The sequence below is a fragment of the Streptococcus sp. SM5 genome (assembly GCF_027497975.1).
Genome location: NZ_JAJNSC010000001.1, coordinates 120,328 through 137,966, shown reverse-complemented (window position 1 = coordinate 137,966; position 17,639 = coordinate 120,328). Strand labels below are relative to the sequence as shown.

At 40.1% G+C, this 17,639-nt stretch carries 17 protein-coding genes; 9 read left to right on the top strand and 8 right to left on the bottom strand.

Translation table 11 applies throughout. The features are described 5' to 3' along the window. The first annotated feature begins 1 nt into the window (after position 1). Positions 2–1,990, top strand: coding sequence for an ABC transporter permease (locus PAN07_RS00620; protein WP_084863373.1), 1,989 nt, complete (start codon positions 2–4; stop codon positions 1,988–1,990). A gap of 56 nt (positions 1,991–2,046) precedes the next feature. Here the strand turns inward: PAN07_RS00620 and PAN07_RS00615 are convergent, their stop codons facing one another. Beyond that, positions 2,047–2,727, bottom strand: coding sequence for a VIT family protein (locus tag PAN07_RS00615; RefSeq protein ID WP_269796702.1), 681 nt, complete (start codon positions 2,725–2,727; stop codon positions 2,047–2,049). A gap of 229 nt (positions 2,728–2,956) precedes the next feature. Here PAN07_RS00615 and PAN07_RS00610 point away from each other — a divergent pair, with 229 nt between their 5' ends. Genes PAN07_RS00610 through ftsY form a run of 3 tightly spaced genes read left to right on the top strand, consistent with a single transcriptional unit; the run spans position 2,957 to position 5,844 of the window. After that, a complete protein-coding gene (locus PAN07_RS00610; protein ID WP_084863377.1) occupies positions 2,957–3,748 on the top strand; it encodes an HAD family hydrolase in 792 nt (263 codons plus the stop codon). Beyond that, positions 3,748–4,566 (top strand): Cof-type HAD-IIB family hydrolase, encoded by an 819-nt coding sequence (locus PAN07_RS00605; protein ID WP_084863379.1) that lies wholly within the window; start codon positions 3,748–3,750, stop codon positions 4,564–4,566. The genes PAN07_RS00610 and PAN07_RS00605 overlap by 1 nt, the downstream gene beginning before the upstream one ends. Before the next feature lie 3 nt (positions 4,567–4,569). Then, positions 4,570–5,844, top strand: a complete 1,275-nt coding sequence (gene ftsY, locus PAN07_RS00600; protein WP_084863381.1) for a signal recognition particle-docking protein FtsY — start codon at positions 4,570–4,572, stop codon at positions 5,842–5,844. 45 nt (positions 5,845–5,889) lie between these two features. On the opposite strand, the gene zwf is transcribed toward ftsY, so the two are convergent. The 3 genes from zwf to PAN07_RS00585 form a co-directional block, all read right to left on the bottom strand. Beyond that, complete coding sequence (zwf, locus tag PAN07_RS00595; protein ID WP_084863383.1) at positions 5,890–7,377, bottom strand: glucose-6-phosphate dehydrogenase; 1,488 nt, start codon at positions 7,375–7,377, stop codon at positions 5,890–5,892. Between the two features lie 150 nt (positions 7,378–7,527). Continuing rightward, positions 7,528–8,268 carry an amino acid ABC transporter ATP-binding protein gene (locus tag PAN07_RS00590; protein WP_049487244.1) on the bottom strand — a complete coding sequence of 247 codons (741 nt, stop codon included), beginning with the start codon at positions 8,266–8,268 and terminating at the stop codon, positions 7,528–7,530. Continuing rightward, positions 8,268–10,433, bottom strand: coding sequence for an ABC transporter substrate-binding protein/permease (locus PAN07_RS00585; protein WP_269796701.1), 2,166 nt, complete (start codon positions 10,431–10,433; stop codon positions 8,268–8,270). Before PAN07_RS00585 ends, PAN07_RS00590 begins: the two co-directional genes overlap by 1 nt. 173 nt (positions 10,434–10,606) lie before the next feature. Here PAN07_RS00585 and PAN07_RS00580 point away from each other — a divergent pair, with 173 nt between their 5' ends. From PAN07_RS00580 to PAN07_RS00560, 5 genes are all read left to right on the top strand, one after another. Beyond that, complete coding sequence (locus tag PAN07_RS00580) at positions 10,607–11,560, top strand: CPBP family intramembrane glutamic endopeptidase (RefSeq protein WP_269796700.1); 954 nt, start codon at positions 10,607–10,609, stop codon at positions 11,558–11,560. A gap of 76 nt (positions 11,561–11,636) precedes the next feature. Next, positions 11,637–13,625, top strand: coding sequence for an excinuclease ABC subunit UvrB (gene uvrB / locus PAN07_RS00575; protein WP_269796699.1), 1,989 nt, complete (start codon positions 11,637–11,639; stop codon positions 13,623–13,625). Positions 13,626–13,634: 9 nt separating this feature from the next. Beyond that, entirely contained in the window at positions 13,635–14,261 is a 627-nt protein-coding gene (locus PAN07_RS00570; RefSeq protein WP_084863391.1) for an NAD(P)H-dependent oxidoreductase, read from the top strand. Between the two features lie 14 nt (positions 14,262–14,275). Then, a complete protein-coding gene (locus PAN07_RS00565) occupies positions 14,276–14,764 on the top strand; it encodes a GNAT family N-acetyltransferase (RefSeq protein WP_084863392.1) in 489 nt (162 codons plus the stop codon). Positions 14,765–14,836: 72 nt separating this feature from the next. After that, positions 14,837–15,304: an 8-oxo-dGTP diphosphatase gene (locus tag PAN07_RS00560; RefSeq protein ID WP_084863394.1), complete on the top strand. Its 468-nt coding sequence runs from the start codon at positions 14,837–14,839 to the stop codon at positions 15,302–15,304. Here the strand turns inward: PAN07_RS00560 and PAN07_RS00555 are convergent. The 4 genes from PAN07_RS00555 to coaC all read right to left on the bottom strand — a co-directional run bounded on the left by PAN07_RS00555 (position 15,301) and on the right by coaC (position 17,629). Then, the gene (locus PAN07_RS00555; RefSeq protein WP_000159185.1) at positions 15,301–15,816 is read right to left on the bottom strand and encodes a transcription repressor NadR; all 516 of its coding nucleotides are present in this window, start codon (positions 15,814–15,816) and stop codon (positions 15,301–15,303) included. The two genes, PAN07_RS00560 and PAN07_RS00555, sit on opposite strands and share 4 nt — an antisense overlap. Positions 15,817–15,827: 11 nt before the next feature. After that, complete coding sequence (locus PAN07_RS00550; RefSeq protein WP_001097396.1) at positions 15,828–16,355, bottom strand: ECF transporter S component; 528 nt, start codon at positions 16,353–16,355, stop codon at positions 15,828–15,830. 175 nt (positions 16,356–16,530) lie between these two features. After that, a complete protein-coding gene (locus tag PAN07_RS00545; RefSeq protein WP_000747412.1) occupies positions 16,531–17,094 on the bottom strand; it encodes an ECF transporter S component in 564 nt (187 codons plus the stop codon). Further along, positions 17,078–17,629 carry a phosphopantothenoylcysteine decarboxylase gene (gene coaC / locus PAN07_RS00540; protein WP_084863395.1) on the bottom strand — a complete coding sequence of 184 codons (552 nt, stop codon included), beginning with the start codon at positions 17,627–17,629 and terminating at the stop codon, positions 17,078–17,080. Before coaC ends, PAN07_RS00545 begins: the two co-directional genes overlap by 17 nt. Positions 17,630–17,639 lie beyond the last annotated feature (10 nt).

Here is a 17,639-nt window from a genome sequence, read left to right as displayed (position 1 = left end):
TATGTTTCGATTAACCAATAAGTTAGCGGTATCGAACTTGATTAAAAACCGCAAACTCTACTATCCTTTTGCGCTGGCTGTTCTCTTGGCAGTCACTGTCACCTATCTCTTTTACTCTCTAACTTTCAATCCCAAGATTGCAGAAATTCGTGGAGGGGAAACGATTCAAGCTACTCTAGGATTTGGTATGTTTGTCGTCACCCTTGCGTCAGCCATTATCGTCCTCTATGCCAATAGTTTTGTCATGAAAAACCGTTCCAAGGAACTGGGGATTTATGGCATGTTGGGATTGGAGAAACGTCACCTGATCAGTATGACCTTTAAGGAGTTAGTGGTATTTGGGATTCTAACTGTTGGAGCAGGTATCGGTATTGGAGCCTTGTTTGACAAGTTGATTTTCGCTTTCCTACTCAAACTGATGAAATTAAAGGTAGAACTAGTCGCTACTTTCCAGATGAAAGTTGTCATTACAGTACTTGTTGTCTTTGGTTTGATTTTCCTAGGTCTCGTGTTCCTGAATTCCCTTCGAATTGCCCGTATGAATGCCCTTCAGCTCTCGCGTGAGAAAGCAAGCGGAGAGAAAAAAGGTCGTTTCCTACCTCTACAAACTATTCTTGGTTCGATTAGTTTAGGGATTGGATATTATCTTGCCCTTACGGTAAAAGATCCTCTTACAGCCTTAACAACCTTCTTCCTAGCTGTTTTACTGGTTATCTTTGGAACTTATCTCTTGTTTAACGCAGGGATTACCGTTTTCCTCCAAATGTTGAAGAAAAATAAGAAATATTATTACCAGCCAAATAACCTGATCTCAGTGTCTAATTTGATTTTCCGTATGAAGAAAAATGCGGTTGGACTAGCAACTATCGCTATCTTGTCAACAATGGTTTTGGTGACCATGTCTGCAGCGACTAGTATTTTCAATGCCTCAGAAAGCTTTAAAAAAGTTCTAAATCCTCATGATTTTGGGGTTTCAGGGCAAAATGTTGAAAAAGAAGATTTGGACAAACTCTTGAGCCAGTTTGCAAGTGACAAAGGTTATAATATTAAAGAGAAAGAAGTGCTTCGTTACACTTACTTTGGTGTTGCAAACCAAGAAGGAAATAAGTTAACTATTTTTGAAAAAGGACAAAACCGTGTCCAACCCACAACAGTTTTCATGGTATTTGACCAAAAAGATTATGAAAATATGACTGGTCAAAAACTGTCTCTATCAGGAAATGAGGTCGGACTCTTTGCAAAGAATGAGGGAGTTAAAGAACAGAAAACTCTAACTCTGAACGATCATCAATTTTCTGTCAAAGAAGAATTTACTAAAGATTTCATTGTCAACCATGTCCCAAATCAGTTTAATATTTTGACTGCTGATTACAATTACCTTGTTGTTCCTAATTTGCAAGCATTTTTGGATCAATTCCCAGATTCGGCTATCTATAATCAGTTTTACGGTGGCATGAATGTAAATGCCAGCGAAGAAGAACAACTCAAGGTTGCTGAAGAATATGATAAATACCTCAATCAATTTAATGCTCAATTAAACAAGGAAGGTAGCTATGTTTATGGTAGCAATCTATCAGATGCTAGTGCTCAAATGAGTGCCCTCTTTGGTGGTGTCTTCTTTATCGGTATTTTCCTATCCATTATCTTTATGGTCGGAACGGTTCTGGTCATCTACTACAAACAAATTTCTGAAGGCTATGAAGACCGTGAACGCTTTATTATCTTGCAGAAAGTCGGTTTAGATCAAAAGCAAATCAAGCAAACCATTAACAAACAGGTTTTAACTGTTTTCTTTCTTCCTTTGCTTTTTGCCTTCATACATCTCGCCTTTGCCTACCATATGCTTAGTCTGATTTTAAAAGTGATTGGTGTAATAGATACGAATATGATGTTGATTGTGACCTTGTCTATCTGCGCTATCTTCCTTATCGCCTATGTGCTGATTTTCATGATTACTTCAAGAAGTTATCGCAAGATTGTCCAAATGTAAAAAAGATACCTCGACTTCAAAATCGAGGTATTTCTTATGTTCTAAATGCTGAAAAGTTATCCTAGCAGAAAGGTAACTCCCATGGTCAAGAGGCCAATAGCTAAGTTCCGAATCATAGCTGTTTTGGTTGGAGCTTTTCCAAGTTTGGCACTAGTGTAACCAGTGAGAAGAAGAGCCACACCGACGATAAGGACAGTAGCAGGGATGCGGTAATCACTTGGGAAAATGGTAATTGAAAGCATGGGTGGTAAGCTACCAAGGAAAAAGGAAATAAAGCTAGAGATGGCAGCGTGCCAAGGATTGGTAAATTCTTCATACTCTATCCCATATTTTTCCTCTACCAGAGCCTTGAGTGGATTTTTAAGAAAGGCCTTGTTGGTCAAGAGTTGGGCAGAGGTTTCACATTCTCCATTTTGGATATAAGCAGTATAGAGGGATTTTTTGGCTAGCTCCATATCTTGGTCTAGCAAGAGCTGCTCACGCGCAACGGCCGCTTCCTCTGTATCTTTCTGAGTTGAGACGGATACATATTCTCCACCAGCCATTGAAAAGGCACCAGCCAAAATAGCTGCAAATCCTGATAAAAAAATAATCCAGATATTGCTGGTAGCACTGGCAACCCCGATAACCACACCAGCAATGGAAATAATTCCATCATTAGCACCAAGAACACCAGCACGCAGGATATTTAAACGACCTGCAAAATTTGAATCGATTTCGTGATTTGTTTCTGACATACTATTCTCCTTTTTATCCAGTATAAAGGAAACAGGTTATGAAATCAATCTTTTAAAAGTATCTGAAAAAAGTTGCACGATTTTAATTTTACGAGTTTTTTAAAAGATAGAAACAGCACTAGCTAGTTGAGAAGGATAAAAGAGAAGCAAAGCTGATAGACTCGTCCTTTTTCTACTCATCTATGGTATAATAGAAGGTAGATTTACTAATCGGAGTAAGAAAGATTTTATGATTAAACTAGTAGCAACAGATATGGACGGAACCTTCCTAGATGAGAATGGACGCTTTGAAATGGACCGCCTCAAGTCTCTCTTGGTTTCCTACAAGGAAAAAGGGATTTACTTTGCGGTGGCTTCGGGGCGCGGATTTCTGTCTCTAGAAAAATTATTTGCTGATGTTCGTGATGACATTATTTTCATCGCGGAAAATGGCAGTTTGGTAGAATATCAAGGTCAGGACTTGTATGAAGCGACCATGTCTCGTGACTTTTATCTGACGACTTTTGAAAGGCTGAAAACTTCACCTTATGTAGATATCAATAAACTGCTCTTGACGGGAAAAAAGGGAGCTTATGTTCTAGATACGGTTGATGAGACCTATTTAAAAGTGAGTCAGCACTATAATGAAAATATCCAAAAAGTAGCGAGTCTAGAAGATATTACAGATGACATTTTCAAATTTACAACCAACTTCACAGAAGAAACGCTAGAAGCTGGGGAAGCTTGGGTAAACGAAAACGTCCCTGGTGTTAAGGCCATGACAACTGGCTTTGAATCCATTGATATTGTTCTGGACTATGTCGATAAGGGAGTGGCCATTGTTGAATTGGCTAAAAAACTTAGCATCACAATGGATCAGGTTATGGCTTTTGGAGACAATCTAAATGACTTGCATATGATGCAGGTTGTGGGACATCCTGTAGCTCCTGAAAATGCACGACCAGAAATTTTAGAATTAGCAGAGACTGTGATTGGTCACCATAAGGACCAGTCGGTTATAGCTTATATGGAGGGCTTATAATGGCAGATATAAAATTAATCGCATTGGACTTGGACGGGACCTTGCTGACTACTGATAAAAGGCTGACGGATCGTACCAAGGCAACCTTGAAAGCTGTGCGTGATCGTGGTATCAAGGTCGTATTGACAACTGGTCGTCCCTTAAAAGCTATGGATTTCTTTCTCCATGAGCTAGGGACTGACGGTCACGAAGATGAGTATACCATTACTTTTAATGGTGGTTTGGTTCAGAAAAATACAGGTGAAATCCTTGATAAAACAGTCTTTTCATATGATGATGTGGCACGCTTGTATGAGGAAACAGAGAAATTATCACTGCCTCTTGATGCCATCTCAGAAGGAACTGTTTATCAAATTCAATCTGACCAAGAAAGTCTTTATGCCAAATTCAATCCAGCTTTGACTTTTGTTCCAGTTGACTTTGCAGACTTATCTAGTCAAATGACTTATAATAAATGCGTGACTGCCTTTGCTCAAGAACCCTTGGATGCAGCCATTCAAGAGATTTCTCCAGAATTGTTTGATCAATATGAAATCTTTAAGTCACGTGAAATGTTGCTAGAGTGGTCACCAAAGAATGTTCATAAAGCAACAGGTTTGGCAAAACTGATCAGCCATCTTGGAATTAACCAAAGTCAAGTCATGGCATGTGGTGACGAGGCCAATGACCTCTCTATGATTGAATGGGCAGGGCTCGGTGTTGCCATGCAAAACGCTGTTCCTGAAGTCAAGGCAGTCGCAAATGTAGTGACGCCAATGACCAATGATGAAGAGGCTGTCGCCTGGGCTATCGAAGAATATGTGCTAAAGGAGAACTAAGATATGGGATTATTTGACCGTCTATTCGGAAAAAAAGAAGAACCTAAAATCGAAGAAGTTGTAAAAGAAGCTCTGGAAAATCTTGATTTGTCTGAAGATACAGAAGCTGAGGAAGTTTCTCAAGAAGAAGCAGAAATTGAAAGTTCTGAAGAAGTTGCGCTCCAAGAAGAGGAAAATCAAGATACAGTTGAAGAAAGTCTGGATTCAGAGCCAGATGTAGAGGTTCATCAAGAAAAAGTCGAAGAATTGCTAAACTCAGAAGAAGTCACAGAGGAAGAGAATACTGAGCTCCTAGAGACTGTAGAAGAAAATAGTTCTGAAGTGCTTGAACCAGAAACGTCTCAAGTAGAAGAAACTGTTCAGGAAAAATATGACCGCAGTCTTAAGAAAACTCGTACAGGCTTCGGAGCACGCTTGAATGCCTTCTTTGCTAACTTCCGTTCTGTCGATGAAGACTTCTTCGAAGAATTGGAAGAATTGCTCATCATGAGTGACGTCGGTGTGCAGGTCGCTTCTAACCTAACAGAAGAGCTTCGCTATGAAGCTAAACTCGAAAACGCTAAGAAGCCGGATGCACTTCGCCGTGTCATTATCGAGAAATTGGTTGAACTCTACGAAAAGGATGGCAACTACGATGAACAAATCCATTTCCAAGATGGTTTGACAGTTATGCTCTTCGTCGGTGTGAACGGTGTTGGGAAGACAACTTCTATTGGGAAATTAGCTCATCGTTACAAGCAAGCTGGCAAAAAAGTCATGCTAGTAGCAGCAGATACCTTCCGTGCGGGAGCCGTTGCCCAGCTAGCAGAATGGGGCCGTCGTGTTGATGTTCCTGTTGTGACGGGGCCTGAAAAAGCTGATCCAGCTAGCGTTGTCTTTGATGGGATGGAACGAGCAGTAGCTGAAGGTATCGATATTCTTATGATTGACACCGCTGGTCGTCTGCAAAACAAGGACAACCTCATGGCTGAGCTGGAAAAGATTGGTCGTATTATCAAACGTGTTGTACCAGAAGCACCACATGAAACCTTCTTGGCTCTTGATGCATCAACGGGTCAAAATGCCCTGGTACAGGCCAAAGAATTTTCAAAAATCACGCCATTAACTGGAATTGTCTTGACTAAGATTGATGGAACTGCTCGAGGTGGTGTTGTTCTAGCCATCCGTGAAGAACTCAATATTCCTGTAAAATTGATTGGTTTTGGTGAAAAAATCGATGATATTGGAGAATTTAATTCAGAAAACTTTATGAAGGGTCTCTTGGAAGGCTTAATCTAATTAGAAGTAAAAATCCTGCAAGGTACAAACTTGCAGGATTTTTTGTTATTCTAAACGACCATCTTGACGATAGGCGATATCTGGTTGCCAAGTCCATTTGGCACCGAATTTTTCAAGTAAGTCAAAGCTTGCTTGAGGTCCCATGCTTCCAGCTTTATAGTCATGAAGTGGAGCACCATTTTTAGCCCAAAGCTCTTCGATACGGTCAATCAACTTCCATGATGCACCAACTTCATCCCAGTGACTAAAGTTAGTTGAGTTGTTATTTAAGACATCATAAATTAATTTCTCGTATGGTTCTGGAGAAGCACCAGTTGCGGTCGCGTCTGTACGGTAATCAAGTGAGTTCGGAGCCAAGTTGAATTCTTCTCCTACTTGCTTTCCATTTAGGCTAAGAGAGAAGCCTTCTGTTGGTTGGATATAGATGGTCAAAATGTTTGGAGCAAGTGGTTCTCCAAAGATAGAATCCATTTGTTTAAAGACGATGTTGACATGAGTTCCTTTCTCAGTCAGTCGTTTACCAGTACGGAAGAAGAAAGGAACACCACTGAAGCGATCGCTGTTTACAAAGAAGGCACCAGATGCAAAGGTTTCAGTTGTAGATTCTGGATTCACATTTGGCTCGCTACGATAAGAGATATATTTCATGCCATCAATCTTACCTGAACGGTATTGACCACGGATAAAGTGTTCTTTAAGCTCTTCATCCGTTGGATGATAGAGGTTTTTAAAGACCTTAATCTTTTCAGCACGAATCTCGTCCTTTGTGAAGCTTGCTGGCTTATCCATGGCAAGCAGAGAAAGCAGTTGCAAAGTGTGGTTTTGGACCATGTCACGGAGTGCACCAGATTGGTCATAGTAACCACCACGTTCTTCTACACCCAAGCGCTCCGCAAAGGTAATTTGAACATTATCGATAAAGTCCTTGTTCCAAACATTTTCAAAAATCAGGTTTGCAAAGCGAACTGCAAAGATGCTTTGGATCATTTCCTTACCAAGATAATGGTCGATACGGAAAATTTGTTCTTCGTCAAATGTTGCCAGGAGCTCGTCATTCAACTTGCTTGCAGTTGCGTAATCTGTACCAAATGGTTTTTCAACGATTAAGCGCTCAAAACCTTTACCATCCACAATGTTTTCAGACTTGAGGTGTTTGGCGATAGTTCCAAAGAACTGAGGTGCCATAGACAAGAAGAAGAGCTTGTTGTGTTCAGCTTGGTACTTGTCATTTAGTTCAGCCTGCAATTGACGTAAAGCAATGTAGTGTTCTGTATCATTGACATCATGACTTTGATAGTAGAAGTGGCTAGCGAACTCCTGAGCCTGTTCGGTACTATCTGCCAAATCAAGGATCGATTCGACGACAACAGATTCAAAATATTCCTTGCTCCAAGGACGACGAGCAGTTCCAATGACTGCAAAGTGCTCGGAAAGATTGCCGGATTTATATAGTCTAAAAAGGGAAGGGTAGAGCTTGCGTTTAGCCAGGTCTCCACTCGCACCGAAAATTGTAACAATAACCTTAGATGACATCTAGCTACCTAATTTCTATTTTTATTCCTAGTCTTGCTAGGTATGAGGAAATCTCATTTCATAAATTTAATTCTAACATAATTTTCCGAAAAATCAAAAAATCCAATACGAGATAGAAAAAAACTGCAAGGAAATCCTTACAGTTTGCGTTTAGACGTTTAAGACCTTGTCCAAGAACTCTTTCAGACGTGGGTGTTGTGGGTTATCAAAGATTTGATCAGGTGTTCCGTCTTCAAGGAATTCACCATCTGCAGTAAAGATAACGCGGTTAGCAACCTGACGAGCAAATCCCATCTCATGGGTTACGATAATCATGGTCATGCCTTGCTCAGCCAATTCCTTCATAACGTTTAGTACGTCTCCGACCATCTCAGGGTCAAGGGCAGAAGTTGGTTCATCAAAGAGCATGATGTCTGGATTCATTGCTAGTCCACGGGCGATGGCCACACGTTGTTTTTGACCTCCGGATAGGCTATCTGGGTTAGCATTAGCTTTATCTGCTAGCCCAACCTTGTCAAGCAACTCCATTCCCAATTTTTCAGCTTCTTCCTTAGTCATCAACTTGTGCTCAATAGGAGCAAAGGTAATGTTGTCCAATACAGACATGTGTGGGAAGAGGTTGAAGTGTTGGAACACCATTCCAATATTTTCACGGACGTGGTCAACGTTGGTAGTTTTTTCAGTTAAGTCATAACCGTTCACAGTGATGTGACCACTAGTGACTTCTTCTAGAAGATTGAGGCTACGGAGGAAGGTTGACTTACCAGAACCTGAAGGACCGATGATACAAACAACATCTCCTTCATAGAACTTAGTTGTAATTCCTTTTAAAACCTCATTTTTTCCATAATACTTATGTAAATCATTTACATCAATTTTTAATTTTGCCATTAACGAATCCTCTTTTCTAAGCGTTTCGCTAGTTTAGTCAAAAGTGTGATAATTACAAGATAGAAGATAGCAAGGATTGCATACATCTTGAAACTTTGGTAGTTACGAGCGATGATAATCTTACCAGTTTGGAAGAGTTCAACCAAACCGATAGCAGATACGATAGTTGTATCTTTAAGTGCGATAACGAATTGGTTAACAAAGTTTGGCAACATCAATTTAGTTGCTTGTGGCAAGATAATCTTACGCATGGTTTTGCCATAAGAGATACCTAAGCTTCGGCTGGCTTCCATTTGACCAACTGGAACGGCCTGAATACCACCACGAACGATCTCAGCGATATAAGCGGCTGCATTGAGTGAGAGGGCAATAGTACCAGCTACAAAGTCGTTAATTGGACTTTGTTGGCCTGTGATAGACTCGATGAAGTTTGGAATTCCCCAGAAGATGAAGGCTGCAAGGATCATCAATGGAATACCACGGATAACGTCAACGAAAATCTCAGAAATCACACGAAGAGATTTGTAGGGGCTAACACTAAACATACCGAAGATAATCCCGATAACAATGGCAATAGCAAATGAGATAAGAGCTAGAGCAAGAGTGATACCAAGACCGCTAAGGAGTTGTTTGTAGTTATTTTGAAGCAAGCCCCAGATAGTTGTCTCATCAACAGTGCTTGTTGAAGCAGTTGAAGACTCACTAGCTAGGTATTTATCAAGAATCTTTTGGAATTCTCCGTTTGCTTTAAGGTTTGCAAGTCCGTTGTTGAACATTTCAATCAATTCTGGATTTGCTCCTTTTTTAACAGCAAAGGCTGTTTCACCGATTGGAGTTCCAGCGATTGGAGTTTTCAATTTTTGCCCTTGGCTGATAGAATATTTGAGAACAGGCTCATCATCCATAACGGCATCGATTGCTCCAGTATTTAAACTGTCATACATTGAAGAACCATCAGCGAAGGTTTTAATTTGATAACCGTATTTGCTTTGATTTTCTGTTAGGAATGTTTGAGAAGCAGTTCCGTTTTTAACACCAACTGTCTTCCCTTTTAAATCTTCATAAGAAGCAATGGTGCTTGATTCTTTGACACCAAGGATAGTATTGGCAGTGTAGTAGGATTCTGAGAAGTCAAAAGTTGCCTTACGAGCATCTGTGACAGACATACCAGCAATGATACCATCAGCTTGTCCAGCTTGAACAGCACTGATAGCGGCATCAAAACCAGGGTTGGTGATTTCAATTTCGAAACCTTGGTCTTTAGCGATGGCCTTAATCAAGTCCATATCAATACCAGTAAATTGGTTGCTTGAGTTTTGGAAAACAAAAGGTGCAAAAGAAGAATCACTGGCAATGATGTATTTAGCTTTAACAGGAGTTGCTTTTAGACCAGCAGCAGTCGTTGTGGTTGGTACTGCTGAAGAAGATGATGCAGTCCATTTCTTGATGATTTTATCAAGACTACCATCTTTTTTCATTTCAGCCAAGGCTTGGTTAAATTCAGTGACTAGGTGCTCGTATTTGCTACCTTTTTTAACACCGAAAGCAAAACTTCCTACAGCTTCACCATCCATTTCAATATGTAGGTCTTGACCTTGGTTGATGGCATATTCGATAACAGGTTTGTCATCCATCATGGCATCGATGGCACCAGCACTCAAGCTGTTGTTCATCAAATCACCAGTGTCAAATGTTTTAATACTAAAGCCGTATTTATCCTTGATTGTTTCAAGGAAACGTTGTGCGGCAGTTCCGTTTTTAACACCAACAGTTTTATCTTTTAATTGGTCATACTGACTAATCTTGTGTGCCTTAGTAGTGGCAATGACAACTTTTGTATCATAGTAAGTATCAGACATGGTGAAAACTTTTTCACGTTCTTTAGTCTTTGTCATCCCTGCCATGATAGCGTCAGCTTGACCAGCTTGAACCGCATTGACCGCTGCATCAAATCCAGGATAGGACATCTGAATGTTCCAGCCTTTAATCTCAGCGACTTTGTTGATAATGTCAACATCAATTCCTTTATAAGTTTGATCTGAATCTTTAAACTCAAAAGGTGCATAGGCGGTATCAGACACAATCTTAATCGTCTCTGCTTTTGCAATACCTAATGAGAAAATTGGGAATAAAATTAGCAAAAATGCTAGAAATTTTTTCTTCATTTTTAGTCTCCTTTTCCGAATATTTTCCCATTATATCAGAAAAAGTAAAAAAAGGCAAATTTTTTATATTTTTGTGTTAGAAAATGTAACATCGTTTTTTTATTTTCTTTCTTGAATTGCTACTATGAAGTGTTATAATAATAGTATATAGTAGAAGAAAAGAGGGCAAGAATATGAAGAACAAGAGAATATTTAAAGACTTCCAAGCTTCTCAAATGAGTTTAAATATATACACAAGCCCCTTGTTAGCCTTTGTTTTTGTCTTTATAGGAGAGTTTGTGGCTTATACTTTATATGGTATTAGCTTGTTAGCTCTCATCGGACTTGCTAGAAATTTTGGAGAGGCTGGTCAAAATCTTGCAACGTACTTGCAGACCTTGCATCAGAGCTTGACGGATAAAACAGGTGATTTTCGTTTAATTTTAGAATTGCTGGCCTTTGGTTTTATTCTCAACACTGTGTTCAGATGGACTAGAAAAGTTGAGAAAAGACCTATTCGAACTTTAGGATTTTATAGAGAAAATTTCCTCAGCAGTCTTCTGAAAGGATTTGGATTAGGTTTGGCACTTTTTCTTCTGACCTTGTTAGGTTTAGTAGCATTAGGGCAATATCGTTTTGAGTCCATTCACTTGAATCCTTATTCGCTTGCCTTTGTTGTCTTTACTATCCCATTTTGGATTTTACAGGGGACAGCAGAAGAAGTGGTATCCCGTGCTTGGCTCCTTCCACAATTGGCCTCAAGAACCAATCTAAAACTTGCTGTTCTTATATCTAGCATGTTCTTCACCCTGCTTCATATGGGCAATTCGGGTCTCACACCTCTATCTCTAGTGAATCTCTTTTTATTCGGAGTTGCCATGGCTCTTTACCTTCTCAAAACTGATACAGTTTGGGGTGTTGCAGGTATTCATGGAGCCTGGAATTTTGCTCAGGGCAATCTCTTTGGGATTTTAGTTAGTGGTCAACCATCAGGAACGTCTCTGATGACCTTTTTACCACAAGGCAATCAAGGCTGGCTATCAGGTGGTTCTTTTGGCATAGAAGGTTCTATCATGACAAGTCTAGTCTTGTTACTGCTGATTATCTATATCGCTTATCAATTAAAGAAAGAAAATGAAAGGATGTGACTTCGGTCCGTCCTTTTCTTCGTGAAAATGCTATAAGTATGCTAAAATAGGAATAGCACATCGAGAGAGGATTCTTATGATCAATCGCATTACAGATAATCAATTTAAACTAGTATCAAAATATCAACCTTCAGGAGACCAACCTCAAGCTATTGAGCAGTTGGTTGATAATATCGAGGGGGGAGAAAAAGCTCAGATTCTGATGGGGGCGACTGGTACAGGAAAGACCTATACCATGAGTCAGGTCATTTCCAAAGTCAATAAACCAACTCTGGTCATCGCCCACAATAAGACTCTGGCAGGACAGCTCTATGGAGAATTTAAGGAATTTTTCCCTGAAAATGCTGTTGAGTACTTCGTATCTTACTATGATTATTACCAACCTGAGGCCTATGTCCCTTCTAGTGATACCTATATTGAAAAGGATAGCTCTGTCAATGACGAGATTGACAAGCTCCGACACTCAGCGACTTCGTCCCTTCTGGAGCGCAATGATGTTATCGTCGTAGCTTCCGTTTCTTGTATCTATGGTTTGGGTTCGCCCAAGGAATACGCTGATAGTGTCGTTAGTCTCCGTCCTGGTCTTGAAATTTCTCGTGATAAACTCCTGAATAACTTAGTTGACATCCAGTTTGAGCGAAATGATATTGATTTCCAACGAGGAAGATTTCGTGTGCGTGGGGATGTAGTGGAGATTTTCCCAGCCTCTCGTGATGAGCATGCCTTTCGAGTAGAATTTTTTGGAGACGAAATTGACCGTATTCGTGAGGTTGAAGCTTTGACAGGTCAGGTCTTGGGAGAAGTGGATCATTTGGCGATTTTCCCTGCGACTCACTTTGTGACCAATGACGACCATATGGAAGTTGCTATTGCCAAGATTCAAGCAGAATTAGAAGAGCAACTAGTTGTCTTTGAAAAGGAAGGTAAATTGCTTGAAGCGCAACGCTTGAAACAGAGGACTGAGTATGATATCGAAATGCTCCGTGAGATGGGCTATACCAACGGGGTTGAAAACTATTCACGCCACATGGATGGTCGTAGCGAAGGTGAGCCTCCTTATACGCTTCTCGACTTCTTCCCAGATGATTTCTTAATCATGATTGACGAGAGTCACATGACCATGGGACAAATCAAGGGTATGTACAATGGAGACCGTTCTCGTAAGGAAATGCTGGTTAATTATGGTTTCCGTTTGCCATCAGCTTTGGACAATCGACCTCTCCGTCGTGAAGAGTTTGAGAGTCACGTTCATCAGATTGTTTACGTTTCAGCGACACCAGGTGATTATGAAAATGAACAGACTCAGACAGTGATTGAGCAAATTATTCGTCCGACAGGGCTTCTAGATCCTGAAGTGGAAGTCCGTCCGACAATGGGACAGATTGATGACCTCTTAGGTGAAATCAATGCCCGTGTTGAGAAGAATGAGCGTACCTTTATTACCACTTTAACCAAGAAAATGGCAGAAGATTTAACCGACTACTTTAAAGAAATGGGCATCAAGGTCAAGTACATGCACTCGGATATCAAGACTTTAGAGCGAACAGAGATTATCCGAGATCTGCGTTTGGGTGTCTTTGATGTCTTGGTCGGAATTAACCTGCTCCGTGAAGGGATTGACGTACCTGAAGTGAGTCTCGTAGCCATTCTTGATGCTGACAAGGAAGGTTTCCTTCGTAACGAGCGTGGACTCATCCAGACCATTGGACGTGCTGCCCGTAATAGCGAAGGCCATGTCATCATGTATGCGGACACTGTGACTCAGTCTATGCAACGTGCTATGGATGAAACGGCCCGTCGTCGCAAAATCCAGATGGCTTATAATGAAGATCATGGTATCGTGCCTCAGACAATCAAGAAAGAAATCCGTGACCTGATTGCTGTGACCAAGGCGGTTGCTAAGGAAGAAGACAAGGAAGTCGATATCAATAGCCTCAACAAACAAGAACGCAAAGAACTCGTCAAGAAACTAGAAAAACAAATGCAAGAAGCCGTCGAAGTGCTTGACTTTGAACTCGCAGCTCAGATCCGCGATATGATGCTGGAAGTGAAGGCCTTGGATTAGGGGAATTTTATGAATATTTTAGTTATCAATGGACATCCTGATAAAGAAAGCTACTGTCAAGCAATTTTTCAAACGATTGTAGAAAGTATAGACTCAAAGAGACATGAACTTGAAGTGATTAATCTTAATGAGGAAGAGTTTGATCCTGTTTTACGTTATGGTTATCGACAAAGAATGGAGGACAATCCGTTTATTCTACGCTCTCAAGAATTAATCCAGTGGGCAGATCATTTCATTTTTGTTTATCCTATTTGGTGGAGTAGCATGCCTAGTCTATTGAAGGGGTGGATTGATCGTGTTTTTACGCCAGGCATTGCATACTCCGCAAATAATCGTGGAAGCTTTATTTTGAACTACTTGAGAGGTAAACAGTTCAAAAAATTACTAAAAGGAAAAACAGCTAGTATCTATGCAACCTCCATGGCACCAACTTGGTGGTACACAGTATTTTCAGGTCCGATTAACATTCCAGACAGTTATGGAATATCAGTATTAAAGAATGCTGTATTGAATCACTGTGGCATAAAAACAAAGAGGGTTTCAATCTTGGGAGAGTTAGGCCGTGAAGTAAATACAAGTTCAACAAGACAAAAATTTCTACAAAAAGTAGCAAAGGAAGTCAGGGTGTTGAATTAAGGAGAAGAAAATAAATGACGGTTATTATCAAATCAATGGAAACTCCTGAAGAAATAGAAGGTAAGTCCCTCGTTCACTGGCAGACGTGGAGAGAGGCTTATGATGACCTTTTACCTGCAGAATTTCAGGAGACGATGACACTAGAAAGATGTCGATTCTTTAGTCAAAAATATCCAGAAAATACATTGATCGCGATGGATGGCATGAAGGTAGTTGGTTTTATCAGTTATGGAAACTTTCGTGATGAGACTATTAAAGCTGGCGAAATTATTGCCTTATATGTTTTAAAAGACTATTATGGAAAAGGTATTGCACAAAAGTTAATAAAAGCAGCTTTGATTGCTCTTAATCATTTTTCTGAAATTTTCTTATGGGTATTGAAAGATAATAAGCGCGCAATTGCTTTCTATCAAAAAATGGGCTTTACTTTTGATGAACAAGAAAAGATACTTGAACTTGGAAAGCCCATAAATGAAAAACGGATGGTATTCTATTCTAAATAATTTTAAAAAGTAGAAGCTAATGGTACTGGTACCAAGTCTAAAAATTTAATAAATTAGAAAGTGAGTAAATTTATGTCTCGAGCACAATTAACGATTTTAACAAATATTTGTCTGATTGAAGATCTCGAAGCTCAGCGCGTGGTGATGCAGTATCGCGCTCCTGAAACTAATCGCTGGTCCGGTTATGCCTTTCCAGGAGGCCATGTAGAAAATGGCGAATCTTTCGCAGAGTCTGTCATTCGTGAAATCTATGAAGAAACAGGGTTGACTATCCAAAATCCTCAACTTGTCGGCATTAAAAATTGGCCACTAGATACAGGTGGGCGCTATATTGTCGTTTGTTATAAGGCAACTGAGTTCTCTGGTACCCTTCGCTCTTCAGATGAAGGAGAAGTTTCTTGGGTGCAAAAAGGCCAGATTCCAAACTTGGATCTGGCCTATGATATGCTACCTTTGATGGAGATGATGGAAGCATCGGACAAATCTGAATTTTTCTACCCTCGCCGTACAGAAGACGATTGGGAAAAGAAAATTTTCTAATCCTTTACTAAATAACCTAGCTGATCCAAGGCCTCCTCGATATAGTGGAGGTCTTGTTGCGTTTCGGCTTCGACTAGGTGGTAATGGACACCATCTGTCAATTCAGATAAAGGTTTAAAATCAGAATGCTCGACTTGTTCTAGAAAATGTTGAACATCTCTGCGGCAAGACAGTTTAAGCAAGGTTTCAATTTCTCCATAAACGGGATGGTCAATCAAAGTATTCTGGACACGCCCTCCATTATCGACGATAGCAAGGAGTTCTTGACCGATTTCTTCAACTTCATGTTTCACCTTGAAAAGTTTATGGACATAAGGATTGGTATCAATTTGCTTATAGACGTAGCCACGATTAGTAGATAGGATAGGAGCGCCATCGGCTCTCAAAATTGCAATGTCCTGCACAATGACCTGACGTGTGACATGAAAATGTTCCGCCAAACTTTGGCCATTAAGGGCTTTAGGAGCTTCTTTCAAGAGTTGGAGCAGAGCTTGTTTGCGATCTTTTGTCATAGCTTTTCCTTTTAACGGCGTTTTCGAAGCACTTTATAGACAGCTAGTGCTAATGTATAGTCTACCATACTATGTATAATTGTGCCAAATCCAACTAGTACAAATAGAACATAAAACATATTTTCTACATTGGTACCAGAAGTTGCGTAGAAAACGACACAGGCCAATACTTCAGCAAGGGCATGGATAAGTGCTAAAACAAAGTTAAAAATCCAGGAAGATTTTGGTTTATCTAGTGTATCTGGGAATTTTTGTAGGTAAAGAGCCCCCAAAGTACCAAAAAAGATATGGGAAAAAGCTCGAAAAACGATAACCATGGGATAGCCAGCCATCAAAAATCCAAAACTAGAGGCTAGGATGACAAAAACTGCCATCAAGGGCGACAAGAACATGGCAATAAAAATAGCGATGTGACTCCCCAAAGTGTAAGAAGCAGGTGGAATGACGATCTTGAAAGGCATAACAATTGGAATTAAAATTGCAATAGCCGTTAAGAGGGCAGTCATTGTCATAAATTGTGTCTTTTTCCGTGTATTCATAAGAATCTCCTTTTAACTGTATATACACTAGTATAGTATAATAAACAAGACAATAAAGCAAGGATTTACTTGGGTTTATAGGTCGTTTTTTAGTTAAAAGTTGGTAAAGATTTCACTAAAAAGAAACTGTATAGAGCAAAATCTCCACCTTCAAGCTTGAAAGTGGAGATTGTTTTTATTTTTTCAAAGTCTGTAGTCTTGGAACAATGGCTAGGGTTAGAACTGCGGAAATGACTAATTCGGCAATGGAGTTTGTTGAGATAACAGTTGCTAGGAGTTTTTGGATATTACCATCAAAGACATTTCCAAAAAGGTAGAAAATTCCACCAAGTACAAAGACTGTGTTGGTAAGTGAACCAAGGGCACCAGCTAAAATAAGACCAGTTTTATTTTTCATCAGTTTATAGACTAGATAAGGAGTTAAACCAATCAAAATACGTGGGACGATAGCAATGATAGCTGAGTATATGTTTCCGTTTGGTACAAATGGGGAGAAGAGGTAGCTTGTCGGTAGAATTGTAATCGTGTTAACAGTTAAGCTAAGTAGCCCCATCAAAAATCCAAGTGTAACCCCAACTCGTGGACCGTAGATAATGCTGGCAATAATGACAGGAATATGAACGATAGTCGGTTTGATTGGGAATGGAAAAAGGTTAAAGATAAGTGAGCTCAGAAAGTGTATCACGAGCATGGTTGCAAAAAAGATAGCAATAGGTGCAATGTTAGAGCGTTTTTTCATCGATAGTTTCCTTTATTCTTTCTAAAATAATTGTGAGGTCGGCTAAAGCTCCTCGTCCATGGTCGCCACAAGCTAGTAGGGATTCCTTAGGAGCAATCAGCTGATAGCCGTAGCTTTCTAATGTTTTCAGATTAGCCTGAGTTGCCGGATGGTCATACATTTTTGTATTCATTGCTGGTGCGATGAGTTTTGGGATATGACTTGGCAAGGCTAGAGCCGTACTGGTCACCATGTTGTCCGCAAAGCCGTGGGCTAGTTTTGCAATAGTGTTAGCAGTTGCAGGGGCCACGATGAATACATCCGCCTTTTTTCCAAGTTCGATATGATTGACTTGAGCAGGATAGGGTTCCTTCATGACATCTAAGTGGACAGGATTCTGAGAGAGTACCTGTAGTGTCAAAGGTTGAATAAACTCTGTAGCAGCCTGGGTCATTAAAACAGTAACTTGATGGCCTTGTTTTTTTAGAGAATTGACTAAATCTGCCGACTTGTAAGAGGCGATTGAGCCCGTTACAGCCAAGAGAATGTTTGCCATAGCTTTCCTT

Coding starts and splice junctions, on each gene's coding strand:
- PAN07_RS00620 (WP_084863373.1), top strand. CDS start 2: ATGTTTCGATTAACCAATAAGTTAGCGGTATCGAACTTGATTAAAAAC.
- PAN07_RS00615 (WP_269796702.1), bottom strand. CDS start 2,727: ATGTCAGAAACAAATCACGAAATCGATTCAAATTTTGCAGGTCGTTTA.
- PAN07_RS00610 (WP_084863377.1), top strand. CDS start 2,957: ATGATTAAACTAGTAGCAACAGATATGGACGGAACCTTCCTAGATGAG.
- PAN07_RS00605 (WP_084863379.1), top strand. CDS start 3,748: ATGGCAGATATAAAATTAATCGCATTGGACTTGGACGGGACCTTGCTG.
- ftsY (WP_084863381.1), top strand. CDS start 4,570: ATGGGATTATTTGACCGTCTATTCGGAAAAAAAGAAGAACCTAAAATC.
- zwf (WP_084863383.1), bottom strand. CDS start 7,377: ATGTCATCTAAGGTTATTGTTACAATTTTCGGTGCGAGTGGAGACCTG.
- PAN07_RS00590 (WP_049487244.1), bottom strand. CDS start 8,268: ATGGCAAAATTAAAAATTGATGTAAATGATTTACATAAGTATTATGGA.
- PAN07_RS00585 (WP_269796701.1), bottom strand. CDS start 10,433: ATGAAGAAAAAATTTCTAGCATTTTTGCTAATTTTATTCCCAATTTTC.
- PAN07_RS00580 (WP_269796700.1), top strand. CDS start 10,607: ATGAAGAACAAGAGAATATTTAAAGACTTCCAAGCTTCTCAAATGAGT.
- uvrB (WP_269796699.1), top strand. CDS start 11,637: ATGATCAATCGCATTACAGATAATCAATTTAAACTAGTATCAAAATAT.
- PAN07_RS00570 (WP_084863391.1), top strand. CDS start 13,635: ATGAATATTTTAGTTATCAATGGACATCCTGATAAAGAAAGCTACTGT.
- PAN07_RS00565 (WP_084863392.1), top strand. CDS start 14,276: ATGACGGTTATTATCAAATCAATGGAAACTCCTGAAGAAATAGAAGGT.
- PAN07_RS00560 (WP_084863394.1), top strand. CDS start 14,837: ATGTCTCGAGCACAATTAACGATTTTAACAAATATTTGTCTGATTGAA.
- PAN07_RS00555 (WP_000159185.1), bottom strand. CDS start 15,816: ATGACAAAAGATCGCAAACAAGCTCTGCTCCAACTCTTGAAAGAAGCT.
- PAN07_RS00550 (WP_001097396.1), bottom strand. CDS start 16,355: ATGAATACACGGAAAAAGACACAATTTATGACAATGACTGCCCTCTTA.
- PAN07_RS00545 (WP_000747412.1), bottom strand. CDS start 17,094: ATGAAAAAACGCTCTAACATTGCACCTATTGCTATCTTTTTTGCAACC.
- coaC (WP_084863395.1), bottom strand. CDS start 17,629: ATGGCAAACATTCTCTTGGCTGTAACGGGCTCAATCGCCTCTTACAAG.